Annotated in this window: 10 protein-coding genes; 6 read left to right on the forward strand and 4 right to left on the reverse strand. The window is 60.0% G+C overall.

Annotation, left to right across the window (positions count from 1 at the left end):
• Positions 1–40 precede the first annotated feature (40 nt).
• Positions 41–958: a pyrroloquinoline quinone biosynthesis protein PqqB gene (pqqB, locus tag ABWV89_RS01855; RefSeq protein WP_353393645.1), complete on the reverse strand. Its 918-nt coding sequence runs from the start codon at positions 956–958 to the stop codon at positions 41–43.
• A gap of 130 nt (positions 959–1,088) precedes the next feature.
• Positions 1,089–1,163, reverse strand: coding sequence for a pyrroloquinoline quinone precursor peptide PqqA (pqqA, locus tag ABWV89_RS01860; protein ID WP_068167214.1), 75 nt, complete (start codon positions 1,161–1,163; stop codon positions 1,089–1,091).
• Between the two features lie 151 nt (positions 1,164–1,314).
• Between pqqA and ABWV89_RS01865 the strand changes: the two genes are divergently transcribed.
• Both ABWV89_RS01865 and ABWV89_RS01870 read left to right on the forward strand, forming a co-directional pair.
• Positions 1,315–2,391, forward strand: coding sequence for an alpha/beta fold hydrolase (locus ABWV89_RS01865; RefSeq protein WP_353393647.1), 1,077 nt, complete (start codon positions 1,315–1,317; stop codon positions 2,389–2,391).
• Positions 2,392–2,411: 20 nt separating this feature from the next.
• Positions 2,412–3,452: an MBL fold metallo-hydrolase gene (locus ABWV89_RS01870; RefSeq protein ID WP_353393649.1), complete on the forward strand. Its 1,041-nt coding sequence runs from the start codon at positions 2,412–2,414 to the stop codon at positions 3,450–3,452.
• Positions 3,453–3,489: 37 nt separating this feature from the next.
• On the opposite strand, the gene ABWV89_RS01875 is transcribed toward ABWV89_RS01870, so the two are convergent.
• A complete protein-coding gene (locus ABWV89_RS01875; protein ID WP_502903143.1) occupies positions 3,490–5,625 on the reverse strand; it encodes a sigma-54-dependent Fis family transcriptional regulator in 2,136 nt (711 codons plus the stop codon).
• Positions 5,626–6,113: 488 nt separating this feature from the next.
• Here ABWV89_RS01875 and pedF point away from each other — a divergent pair, with 488 nt between their 5' ends.
• Positions 6,114–6,614, forward strand: coding sequence for a cytochrome c-550 PedF (pedF, locus tag ABWV89_RS01880; protein WP_353393651.1), 501 nt, complete (start codon positions 6,114–6,116; stop codon positions 6,612–6,614).
• 152 nt (positions 6,615–6,766) lie between these two features.
• Positions 6,767–7,666: a substrate-binding periplasmic protein gene (locus ABWV89_RS01885; protein WP_353393653.1), complete on the forward strand. Its 900-nt coding sequence runs from the start codon at positions 6,767–6,769 to the stop codon at positions 7,664–7,666.
• Positions 7,667–7,783: 117 nt separating this feature from the next.
• Here the strand turns inward: ABWV89_RS01885 and ABWV89_RS01890 are convergent, their stop codons facing one another.
• Positions 7,784–8,914 (reverse strand): helix-turn-helix domain-containing protein, encoded by a 1,131-nt coding sequence (locus tag ABWV89_RS01890; RefSeq protein WP_353393655.1) that lies wholly within the window; start codon positions 8,912–8,914, stop codon positions 7,784–7,786.
• 825 nt (positions 8,915–9,739) lie between these two features.
• On the opposite strand from ABWV89_RS01890, the gene ABWV89_RS01895 reads away from it, so the two are divergent.
• Together ABWV89_RS01895 and ABWV89_RS01900 are read left to right on the forward strand one after the other, a co-directional pair.
• Positions 9,740–10,216 carry a 4Fe-4S dicluster domain-containing protein gene (locus ABWV89_RS01895; RefSeq protein ID WP_353393657.1) on the forward strand — a complete coding sequence of 159 codons (477 nt, stop codon included), beginning with the start codon at positions 9,740–9,742 and terminating at the stop codon, positions 10,214–10,216.
• Between the two features lie 28 nt (positions 10,217–10,244).
• Positions 10,245–12,092: an aldehyde ferredoxin oxidoreductase family protein gene (locus tag ABWV89_RS01900; protein ID WP_353393659.1), complete on the forward strand. Its 1,848-nt coding sequence runs from the start codon at positions 10,245–10,247 to the stop codon at positions 12,090–12,092.
• Positions 12,093–12,094 lie beyond the last annotated feature (2 nt).

Raw genomic sequence — 12,094 nt, forward strand, 5'->3', positions numbered from 1 at the left:
TGTTCGTCGTTCCGGTGGCTGCCAGCAAAGTTGCAGCCTTTTAAAAGTCGATCTCCATTCCGTCAAAAGCAACTTCGATGCCGTGCTTGGTCAGTTCGGCACGTTCTTGAGAGTCTTCACGCAGGATCGGGTTGGTGTTGTTGATGTGGATGAGGACCTTGCGAATCGATGACGGCAGCTTGTCCAGCTGCTCGATCATGCCGCCAGGGCCACTCTGCGGCAGGTGGCCCATGTCCAACGCAGCCTTTGGAGAGAGGCCGAGCTTCTGCATCTCGTCGTTGGTCCAGAAGGTACCGTCCACCAGAACAATGCTGGCAGATTGCATCAGTGCCAGCAACTCTGGCGTCACTTCGGCCAGGCCGGCGGCGTAGAACACGCGTTGACCTGTCTCGGGGTTGTCGATGATCAGGCCGATGTTGTCGCCTTTGCGGGGGTTGCCGCGGAATGGAGAGTACGGCGGCGGCTTGGAGTCAAGTGCCACTGGCTGTACTTGCAGACCTTGTACGCCGGGTACATCCACGGGCGTACCATCGACAGGCAACTCGTTGATGTCGAGCCCGCAATAGTGAGAGAGCATGCGCGTCAGCGGAAACCCGTCTGACAGGTCCGATCTGACCTCCGGTGTGACCAGCAGTGGCAACCTGGAATTGCGCTCCCGCAGCATGAGCATGCCGGTGACATGATCAATCTGAGCGTCAATGAGCAGCACTGACGCAATGCCACTGTCCCGGATGGAGCGGGCGGGCTGCAATGCTGGTGTCTGCTGTATCTGCTTGAGGATGTCCGGGGATGCGTTGACCAGAAGCCAGTCGTCGCCGTTGACGGAAATGGCGATGGATGACTGGGTGCGGGCCTGGGCGTTGATGGTGCCCTTACGCAGTCCGTCACAGTTGGGGCAATTGCAATTCCATTGCGGAAATCCGCCACCAGCGGACGAACCGAGAACTCTAATGCGCATGTGTGGTCAGCGTCGAAAATCAAAGGGTTGCACAATGGAGTGATCCAGCCGCGTGGAATGACCGGTCACCAGAAAAGAAAAAAGCGCACGTGCAAAGCACTCGTGCGCTTTTTTACCGAACGCTGACGGATCAGCGGTTGGCGATGTACATGGTGATTTCAAAGCCGAAACGCAGATCGGTGAAAGCGGGGGTCGTCCATTGCATAGTGGGTCTCCAGTCTACTTGGTGAGTGGTTTGTATTGGCATGAATAATGTCTGCAAGCTTTGCTGCCACAGGCGATTCAAGCTGCCACCTATGATAAGCAATATCGATGCCATTGGGCGGCAAATACAGGCTTGGTGATTACCCTAGGATATGTCTCAACGCGCTGCAGAACGTCATAACTTGCAATGGCTCGATCGGGCCATTGGTCATTCCATTGCGTACCGGATTCACGGGCCAGAGGGCGCGCCGGACACATGGCTCGCGGTTCACGGTGGTCCGGGTGGAGGCGCCTCCGGCAGCATCCTTCAGCCGTTTGATCTGCGCCGGCAGAGGGTGGTGGTGATTGACCAGCGGGGAGCCGGAAACAGCCGCCCGCGCGGCTCTGTGAGGCAAAACACCACCCAGGCACTGGTGGGAGACATGGAGGCGCTGCGCCAGTCTCTTGGTGTTGCGAGGTGGTCTTTGCTGGCAGGTTCGTGGGGGTCTGTGGTGGCCCTGGCCTATGCGTCAGCCCACCCTGACAAGGTCGACAGTTTGGTGCTTCGAGGCTCATTCGCATTGAGCCGGCGCGAGGTCCGCGGCGTGTTGCTGGGCTTGCGAGACAGGCCGCGCACGCCCCACGTCGGGCAAATTGCCCGGTCGAGCTGGCTGCCAGCACCGGGTGCCCAGTTGGCCTCAGTGTCCCGGTTGCTGCAAAGTGGAGCACTCGGTGTTGCAGCCTTGCACGTGGTGAGACGCTGGAGCCTGGTTGAGCTGGCTCTGGCACGCAAGGGAATTCGACGCAGCATGCGTTCTTCCGCTTTGGCTGCAGATCCGGGTTCGTTGCAGTCTCAGCGACGCTTTGACGCACAACTGGCCAGGCAATGGCGAAGTCAACTGGCCAGGCTGGGCGGTGAGCGCATCACGAAGGCCGACCGCGCTGCCTGGCGCAAGTTTCGCGTTCAGGCTCACTATCTGGGCAGAAGCGGTTACATGAAACCTGCCGACCTGGACAAGGCCGTGATCAGGGCGGCTTCAAGCGGCATTGCTCTGGACTGGGTCCATGGGCGGTTTGATGCGATTTGCCCTCCAGACAACACGCGTCGCTGGCAGGCGATGGCTCAGCGGTGGGCTTCCGTGCACACGGGAGCGGAAATGCAATGGCCGGCGGGAGGACATTTGTCGGTTGAAAAGCCGCTGCTGGAGAGCCTCAGGCATCTCGTGCAGCGGCGAAGGGGTCCAGAATGAAGCGGAATTCCCTGTCATGCATGAGTCACCTGACCAGGCTTGCTTTGCTCACCACCCTGATGTGGCTCTCGGCATGCATGGGCGCCTCGCCACGCCTCGCCAGCGATTGCAGCGCCTACCCCGATGTGCCATGGGTGGCGTTGGGCGAGGGACTCTGGGTATGGCCGCCGGATGCTCCTGCAGAGGTTTCGGCGGAGAACGGCGGCCATGTGGTGACCACCTCCGTGCTGGTGTCACAGGGCGAAGCGATGCTGGTGGACCCCGGTCCCAGTCTTCTTCATGGCTTGCGGGTCAGACAATCGGTTGAGTGTCGGCTGGGCGCTTCCGTTCGCTGGATTGTCAACACACACGCCCACAGCGAAAACGTTCTGGCGAATGTGGCCTTTGCCGACCTGATCGAGTCCGGCAGCTTGCAGATAATGGCCACGGCGCCGACCAGGCTCGGTATGGAGAGGCGTTGCGAGTCCTGCCTGGCCAGCCTGAAGCGTCGGGTTGGCGAGGAGGGCATGGCCGGGACGACCATCGTGCTGCCCACCCAGACACTTCACAAAGGGAAAGTACTGCAAGTGGGAGCTGAAGGCGTTCTCGTGGCAGATGTTGCGGCAGCCCATACCGAAGGCGATGTGGTGCTTTGGTGGGAGCGACAGCGGGTCGCCTGGGTGGGCGGACTGGTCTACGAGCGCAGGACGCCAGAGCTGGCGCAAGGGCAGATGGTTCCCTGGCTACAGGCGCTCGATCGCATTGCAGCCCTGAAACCTGACACGGTGATCGGGGTGTCCGTGGAAAGCGCACCTGGCAAGGGGGGTGCACTGTCGACGGTTACTGCGACGCGAGCCTATTTGCTGGCCTTGTATGAGCAGATCTGGATGGCCATGGACGAAGGTGTGCAAGCCAATGAAGCGCAGCAGTCACTTCATTTACCCCAGTACCGTTCATGGGTGGGCTATGCCGAGCGCCACGGCTTCAATGTCCTGCGCGCGTGGCGCGAACTGGAGCCCAGGTGGATGGATGCACCGCCTGATACAGGCCCGCCGTCGCCGGAGAGCCTTCCTGTGCATTGAGCGGTCGGCTCGCCGGTGCATGCGGCCTTTGTATCTCTCAATTGAAGACGTCGGGCGGCAGAAGATGTCGCTTGCGGTAGATCGTATTGCGTGAGACGCCCAGGGCTTTGGCGGCTGCCGAGACGTTTCCCTTGTGCATGCGCAGCATGTCGGCCATTGCGGTAATGGCAACGTCCTGCAGGTTCCGTCCCGAGCCAGCCATGCTGGCGCTGTTCATTGTGTGCGACCCCTGAGGCGAGGCGCCATGGCCAAATGTGGCTGAAAGCGGGGAGGCCTGCGCCGCCAGACTCGCGTCTGACAGGGCTGGGCTGCATCCCATGGGTGACTGGCCGATCTCCTCGAGAAAATCGTCAGGCAAATGGTCCATGTGGACAACGCCATCATCACCGACCATGACCACGGCAGTGCGCAGCAGATTGTGCAGCTGACGGAAGTTGCCCGGCCAGTGGTACCGCTTGAACAGGTCCAGAACGGCCGGCGAGAGCGTGATGGTTTGCTCTGTTTCTGCCAGTGTCTTGAGGATGCGTTTGACCACCGGCTCAAAATCGGTGCGGTCGCGCAGGGCAGGGAGCTTGACCACAAGACCATTGAGGCGGTAGTAAAGGTCCTCGCGGAACTCGCCCTTGGCAATCATGTCCTTGAGGTTCTTGTGGGTGGCGCAAATGATGGCGACATCCACATCCACTTCCTTGCCAGCTCCCAGCGGGCTGACCTTGCGCTCTTGCAGTACGCGGAGCAGCCGGGCCTGCAGGTGCTTGGGCATGTCTCCGATCTCATCGAGAAAGAGGGTGCCGCCATTGGCCTGTTGCACCTTGCCGATTGCACCCTTCTTGCGCGCGCCGGTGAAGGCGCCTTCCTCGTAGCCGAACAGCTCCGACTCGATCAGTGTCTCCGGGATGGAAGCGCAATTGACCGAGACGAAGGGCTGCGTGCTCCGGTTGGAGTCGCCATGTATGGCTTGCGCCAGCAAATCTTTGCCAGTACCTGTCTCGCCCAGAATCATGATGGGAATGTCACGACCAGAGACCTTGCCAAGCTTGTGAATGACGGAGGCCACCTGAGGGTCGCCCGTATTGAGGTAGCGCAAGGAGGAGAGTGCTGGTTTGCGCGCGGCAGCAGCAGCGCCTCCAGACTCACCTTTATACGGGGCTTCGTCTCCTGGCACTGAGGCGGTCTCGGGCTGGGCGGCGGCGTCAGTGGCTTTGGCAGCGGAACTCACCACAATGCCCTCAGACCCCTGAGGGACGGTCCAGGCAGTTGGTGCCTTGTGGCTGGCACGACACCACACAGAGACACCGTTGTGCAGGACGAGTTGCCGTGGCGCTGTCGTCGCGCCATGGAAGAGCTCCAGCAGTGACGAAACGGGAATGCCAAACAGCGACGAGAACGTATGTGCCTTCAGTGCGCTGAAGGGCAGGCCAAGCTGGAACTGGGCACTTCGGTTGGCGGAGATGAATCGTCCCTCGGGCGAGAACACCGCGATACCTTCGACCAGGGTGCCGAGAAATTCTGCGCGCGTATGAAAGTGGATTCGGATGGCCTTGGGGAAGATGTCGGCGAACATGTGGTTCTCGATCATCTGCGCAGACATGCGCACCAGTGCCAGTGTGTGCTGATGAAAACTGCGGTGGTCGCCGGTCACGTCCAGCGCACCGATGACTTGCCCGTAGGGGTCGAAAATGGGCGAGCAACTGCAGGTCAGGAACTTGTTGACGTTCATGAAGTGCTGATTGCCGTGCACCGTCAACGCTTCTTCTTCCGAGAGGGCGGTGCCAATGGCGTTGGTGCCCTTGCTTTGCTCCGACCAGTCCATGCCAGGGGTCAGCGCAACCTGAGACGCTCTCTCGAGGAAATCTGCGTCGCCCAGCGAATGGAGCACCATGCCTCTTGAAGAGGTCAGAAGCACCATGCTGTGTGTGTTGGCAATCTGGTCGTACAAGGTCTCCATCACGGGCGCTGCGTGCTGGAAGAGAAAACGGTTCTCGTCCAGGGCGTCGCTCAGGTCACCCTTGCGCGGGCTGGAGAAGTCGGGCGCGTCACTCTCGCTCAGCCCATAGGAGGCCGAACGCTCGCGCGAAGCGTCGATCAAGTGCGTGTGATCTTCATTCGCCGCACCCAAAGGGCCACCTTGGTTGGCCTGGCCCATGCGGTGCGATGCCGGCATGGCACTCATGTCGTCTCCAGGTTCTTCTCTTTCGCCTGACCAGTCGCCTGACGCCCAAGCGGATTCCGGCAACTGGTTTTCAGTCGCGACTGGTTTGTCTCTGTCGTGTTGACTCATGTTATTTTCTTCATATGTTGGGGCCACGGCAACTCGGGAAACCCGCATTGCGCCAGATGGCTGCAACAGAGTGCGCAATGACATGGCACATGTCACACGTTTGGTTAGCAAATAGCTCGCCACACTCAAGGTTTTGCTCTGAAAACCGATAAACCGGTCTGAATCGTCACGACGACGTGGCCATTATCGCTTCTGGATCGCTCCATCTGGTCCAATATGGAACAAAAGTGTGACGCAGCAGTGGTGTGTCACGGAACAAGTGGCGCCTTTGGTTCTGTTTCAAATGGCGCTTCGCGATGGAACAAGGGGGTGGCCTGCTTTTTGCAAACAGGGTGCATCCCTTTTGTTTTGACAGATGAATGCATAACGGAGACACCCCGATGAAATCCTTCTTCTCGCCCATTTCTGCTCGTGCCTTGCGAGCGACCCTGACTGTCGCTCTTGCCGCCGGCTTTTCTGCTGCCGCGCTGGCCCACGGCGACGTGACCCCTCAGTCGGTCGACACGTCCACGCTGCCTCAACTTGGCGAAGAATGGCGCACGAGCAACCCCTACGACGAGAAAAGCGACGCGCGCAAGGAAGCGCTGCGCATTGGTACGTCGGCGTACAACCAGAACTGCGCCCGTTGCCACGGCCTGGAAGCCATTTCCGGCGGTATTGCGCCAGACCTGCGCAAGCTTGACAGCGAATGCAGTGACTTCGCTGACGCGGAAGCCAAGAAAGAGTGCTTCGCTGAAATGGATGCCTACTACATCGCCACGGTCCGCCGTGGCCGTACCCGCGATGGTCGCGTCTACATGCCTCCGTTCGAGGGCATCCTGAGCCAGGAAGCCGTCTGGTCCATCCGTACCTACCTCGAAACCCGTCGACCTACCGAGTGATGGCGAGTTCTCGGCATTGACTTCAGGGCACTTTGCGGTGCCCTGTTTTTCTTGTCACTTCCGGTGAACCTGGCTCGAGCCCGGCGATCCACATTAGACTTGAACCACTGCAGAGCTCGCGTGCAGCGAGCCATCACAACAGGAGACATCGAATGATCCTTTCCACTCTTCGAGGCGCCATGGGTGCGCTGTCACGCCGCAAAGCTGTCGAATTTTCTGCCCTGTTGTTCCTGGGCATGGGGCTCACAGGCCTCGCCCAGGCCGAAGAAGAGCTGATGGACCTTGATAAGGTCAAAGCCAGCGGCGTACTGAAGGTGGCGGTCTATAAAGACTTTGCGCCTTTTTCCGACGGCAAGGATGGCAACGTCAAAGGTCTGGACGTGAGCATCGGCAAGGCCCTGGCCGACAAACTGGGTCTTCGCATGCAGCTGCTGCCTTTCTATGCAGACGAAAACATGCATGACGACCTTCGCAACATGGTGTGGAAGGGCCACTACCTGGGCTTTGGCCCGGCAGACGTCATGATGCATGTGCCCGTCGACCGCTATCTCGTCGACGAAAACCCGCAGACCATGATCTTCGGCGCATACATGCGCGAGCAGCCAGTGGTTTTGCACGATCTGCGCAAGATTGAAAAGGTCACCCACCCGGAAGACCTCAAGGGCTTCAAGCTCACCGCTGAACGAGGTGCAGGCACCGCCAGCATGCTGCTCGGACATGGCGGAGGCATGCTGCGCGAGCAGGTGTCCATCCTCAATACAGGTGTGGATGCCGCTCAGGCGGTGGTGGACGGAAAGGCGGCAGCGTCGTTCATTACCCGTGCACAGGCTGAAGCCGTGCTCGCCAATGTGAAGGAAGGGCGCGAGAACTTTGCGCTTTCGCAGGTGACGATGGGTGGCATGCCCACGCGTGGCTGGCCGATCGGCATGGCGATCAAGTCCAAGAACAAAGAACTTGGACTGGCACTCGATGCCGCCTTGCGGGAGCTTCAGGCCTCGGGCGAGTTGTTGGCCATCTTCAAGGAACACCATCTGACGCTGACAGCGCCTTGATGGTTGGATGTCCGGTGCGATGCGGATAGCGTGCATCGCGCCGCGTGGACAGAAAAGCAAAAAAGCCACGGTGCATGACCCGTGGCTTTTTTTGTTTGATGGGCGTGTGTCGGCGACTCAGTTGCCGGATTTGGCACGGTTCAAACGCCGGTACACCGTGGCCCTGCTGATTCCCAGTGTTCTGGCCGCTTCCATGACGTTGCCGCGAGCATCCTCCACTGCCTTTCGGATCATGGCGGTTTCGACATCGCGCAACGGCACAGCATGGCGGGCAGTGCCACACGAGCGCGAGCGCCCGGTCGCCGGCTTGGATGTTTGTGCCAGGACCTGCAAGCGCAGGCCAGACCAGAGCGGTGCCTCAAAGGCGCTTTGCTGACGCGATGCCGCGTCAAACAGTTGCTGGCTCGGGACAGCGAACACGTCGTCACAGTGTGTTTGGCCGATGCCTGGCATGAGCCCCAGCATCTCGCTCGCCGGGCGGTTCATCGCAACCACCAGACCGTCGCCATCAACGCCGATGAGACCGTCATTGTCGTCACCCAACACCCGGCCAGGCCAGTTCAGCCGCAGCAGCATTTTGTGCGGGCGAGACAGGGTCATGGCGTTTTCAATGCTGCGCGCAGACTGGGTTACCAGGTGCTTGAGCGCAGGCTGCTCCTGAACATTGATGCCGGTGAGGTCAAGCATGCCTACGCAATTGCCGTCCGGCCCCCAGATCGGCGCGCCAGCGCAGCTATAGACACTGTTGTCTTCAAAAAAGTGCTCCCCCCTGTGCAACCACACCGCTTCCTGCTCGGTCAGGCAGGTGCCAATGGCAGTGGTGCCCACGGCCTTTTCAGACAGATCGACGCCGACTCGAGCGATGGACGAAGCCTGGGCATTGTGCCGGTCGACCGGGCCATTGACGTCGATGACCACGCCCTGTGCGTCAGTGAGTAGCGCGAAATACCGTGAATGGAGCATGGCGCGACTGAGCGAGCCAATGACTGGAGTTGCAGCCTCCAGCAGCGCCTGATTTCGCTCAACGATCTGGCGTTTGCCAGAGGCGCCCACTTCCTCGAACACCACTCGGCGATGAGGCTCCAGCCCCATGGACAGGCAGCGCCGCCAGGACCGCTCGATAGGGGGCGATAGCCAGGGTGAGGCCATCTCGCTGCGGCTTTGCAGCACGTTGTGGCGGGCGCGCTCGATCAGCGCCAGACGTTGCTGGCCGTCGGCAGTGGGGCGGGTAGTCGCAGTGTTTGCCATGTCTCGCTTTGCTCGGTGAAGCCTCCTCAGGCCCAATCAGGTGCGCTAGCGCCTGATCGCATGAGGGGCATCCTGTCTCTGGTTGTTGTGCTGTTTCTCGTGGGGCGACTCATCGCCATGTGGCGTATGAATGCAGGGCTCAGAAGCGCGGTTGCACGTCTGCGGGCCTGTGTGCCTGCAGGGTTTGAGCAATTCATGTGCCAAAACAAAGAAATGTGACCGCAGCAGGCCGGTGCCGGACAGACGGTCGATTTGCTGCCCTGCAGCGTGGGTATGTTCTGTCTGCTGGAAATCGCAGCGCGGGAAGCAAGTCATTCATTGGGCTCATGCTATGAGGAGAACCACATATGGCTGGTACCGCACTGCGGTACAGGTCGGGGGTCCACCAACGACGCGAGAGATGCCCGTCGGGGCCAGGCCGACATTGACAGGGGTCGAAGCCAGCGCATTTCGATGCATAACGGACGTTCACTGCACCCCGAAGTGTCACATATTGACACGGTTTGACGACGTGACGCACTGCCACCCCTCCCACAGCCCGGTCGCCGCCGGTCTTGATTCCGCCGGTATTGCGCAGAGGTGAGGACTTCAATCAGGGCATGTCGTCAATGCCTGCGCGGGCCAGAGCAAGTGGTGCCATAAAGGTCGGTCTTCAGGTCAGGCAAAGAGGTGTGACGGAGCCTGTGTCTCATAGTGAGAATAAGCCCTTGTGATGTGTTTTATCTAGGGATAACCCTTTGCATTTGGACATCAGCTGGAGTGACAATGCTATGCATATCGATACATAAGCTTTTCGAAGCTAGTACCCACGACTGGAGACCATCAATGCAAAAAACCCTCCACATCAACCCGGACAAGTGCACAGGCTGCCTGCAGTGTGAAATGGCTTGCTCGTTTGAGAACTACGACACCTATGCGACGTCCAAGTCGCGCATCAAGGTGTTTGACTTCCATCACACGGGAAAGAAAGTGCCTTACACCTGTACCCAGTGCGACGAAGCCTGGTGTCTGCATGCCTGTCCAGTGGAGGCCATCACCGTTGATGCCAGCACTGGCGCCAAGGTGGTCGACGAGACCACTTGCGTGGGTTGCAAGGTCTGCACGATCAGCTGCCCGTTCGGCACGATCAACTACGTGCAGGAGACTGGCAAAGTCCAGAAGTGCGATCTGTGTGGCGGCGAGCCAGCCTGTGCAGATGCTTGCCCGACCGGTGCCATCACCTTTATTGATGCCAACTGGTCCGGTATGGACAAGATGAAAGAATGGGCCGACAAGCTGGGCAACCAGCCTGCTGCTGCCTGAACCCGACGCGACCAAAGGAGAAACTTATATGTCTTGGGCTGGAAAAATCCTCCGCGTCAATCTGACGGAAGGCACTGTCAAATCCGAACCGCTGAACATGGAGTGGGCCAAAGCCTACCTGGGTTCGCGCGGTCTGGCCTCCAAATACCTCATCAGCGAAATCGATCCCAAAGTCGATCCCCTGTCCGATGAGAACAAGATCATCTGGGCCACGGGCCCTCTGACCGGCACGATGGCCTCCACCGGTGGCCGTTACACCGTCGTCACCAAAGGCCCCTTGACCGGTGCCATTGCCTGCTCCAACTCCGGTGGTTACTGGGGTGCCGAGCTGAAGATGGCCGGCTGGGACATGATCATCTTCGAAGGCAAGTCGGCCAAGCCGGTTTACCTCTACATCAACGACGATGTTGCAGAGCTGCGCGACGCCTCCCACCTGTGGGGCCAGAGCGTGTGGAAGACGGAAGAGTCTCTCAAGACCAGCCTGCAGGATCCGCTGCTGCGCATTTCGTCCATTGGCAAGGCTGGCGAAAACGGCGTGCTCTACGCTGCCGTCGTGAACGACCTGCACCGCGCGGCTGGCCGCTCGGGCGTGGGCACCGTCATGGGCGCCAAGAACCTCAAGGCCATCGCTGTGCGCGGCACCAAGGGTGTCGGCAACGTGCGTGACCCCAAGGCATTCATGGCTGCTGCCAAAGCTGCCAAGAAAGTGCTGGCAGACAACGCTGTGACCGGTCAGGGCCTGCCCACATATGGCACTCAGGTTCTGATGAACGTGATCAACGAAGTCGGTGGCCTGCCAACGCGCAACCACCGCGACGTTCAGTTCGAAGGCGCCAAGGACATCTCTGCTGAAGCCATGGCCACGCCACGCGCGACCGATGGCAAGAAGCACCTGGTGACCAATCAGGCCTGCTTCGGCTGCACCATCGCTTGCGGCCGTATCTCCAAGATCGACGAAGGCCACTTCTCGGTGCAGAACAAGCCAGAGTACTGGGGCGCTTCCGGCGGTCTGGAGTACGAAGCAGCATGGGCACTGGGCGCAGCCAACGGCGTCAACGACCTGGAAGCCCTCCAGTTCGCCAACCTCATCTGTAACGAAGAAGGCATGGACCCCATTTCCTTCGGTGCCACCATCGGTGCCGTGATGGAAATGTACGAAATGGGCGTGCTCTCCAAAGAGCAGATCGGTATCGAAGCACCATTCGGCTCTGCCAAGGCGCTGTGCGAACTGGCCATGATGACGGCCAAGGGCGAAGGTTTCGGCAAGGAAATCGGCATGGGCTCCAAGCGCCTGACCCAGAAGTACGGCCAGCCTGATCTGTCCATGAGCGTCAAGGGCCAGGAATTCCCGGCCTATGACGGTCGCGTGATCCAGGGCATTGGTCTGGCTTATGCCACCTCCAACCGCGGCGCCTGCCACCTGCGCGGCTACACCATCGCATCCGAAGTGCTGGGCATTCCGGTCAAGACCGAGCCTACCGAGAGCGAAGGCAAGCCAGAGCTGGTCAAAGCCTTCCAGGACGCTACCGCTGCGTTCGACTCCGCCGGCATCTGCATCTTCACCAGCTTCGCTTGGACGCTGGCTGACGTGGCACCACAGGTGCAGGCTGCTTGTGGCGACGAATACACCATGGAGCACCTGGCCCACATCGGTGAGCGCATCTGGAACATGGAGCGTGAGTTCAACAACGCTGCCGGCTTCACCAAGGCCGACGACAACCTGCCCAAGCGTCTGCTGACCGAAGCCGCCAAGACGGGTCCTGGCAAGGGCTCCGTCAGCAAGCTCGGCGAGATGCTGCCCAAGTACTACGATGCTCGTGGCTGGGATGCAGAAGGCCGTCCAACGGCGGAGACGAAGCAGCGCCTGGGTCTCTGATC

Source organism: Hydrogenophaga sp. 5NK40-0174, from assembly GCF_040372165.1.
GTDB lineage: Bacteria > Pseudomonadota > Gammaproteobacteria > Burkholderiales > Burkholderiaceae_C > Hydrogenophaga.

Excerpts from the sequence above, each read along its gene's own strand:
- ABWV89_RS01885 (WP_353393653.1), top strand. The coding sequence starts at position 6,767 with ATGATCCTTTCCACTCTTCGAGGCGCCATGGGTGCGCTGTCACGCCGC.
- ABWV89_RS01875 (WP_502903143.1), bottom strand. The coding sequence starts at position 5,625 with ATGAGTGCCATGCCGGCATCGCACCGCATGGGCCAGGCCAACCAAGGT.
- pedF (WP_353393651.1), top strand. The coding sequence starts at position 6,114 with ATGAAATCCTTCTTCTCGCCCATTTCTGCTCGTGCCTTGCGAGCGACC.
- ABWV89_RS01895 (WP_353393657.1), top strand. The coding sequence starts at position 9,740 with ATGCAAAAAACCCTCCACATCAACCCGGACAAGTGCACAGGCTGCCTG.
- ABWV89_RS01870 (WP_353393649.1), top strand. The coding sequence starts at position 2,412 with ATGAGTCACCTGACCAGGCTTGCTTTGCTCACCACCCTGATGTGGCTC.
- ABWV89_RS01900 (WP_353393659.1), top strand. The coding sequence starts at position 10,245 with ATGTCTTGGGCTGGAAAAATCCTCCGCGTCAATCTGACGGAAGGCACT.
- ABWV89_RS01865 (WP_353393647.1), top strand. The coding sequence starts at position 1,315 with ATGTCTCAACGCGCTGCAGAACGTCATAACTTGCAATGGCTCGATCGG.
- ABWV89_RS01890 (WP_353393655.1), bottom strand. The coding sequence starts at position 8,914 with ATGGCAAACACTGCGACTACCCGCCCCACTGCCGACGGCCAGCAACGT.
- pqqB (WP_353393645.1), bottom strand. The coding sequence starts at position 958 with ATGCGCATTAGAGTTCTCGGTTCGTCCGCTGGTGGCGGATTTCCGCAA.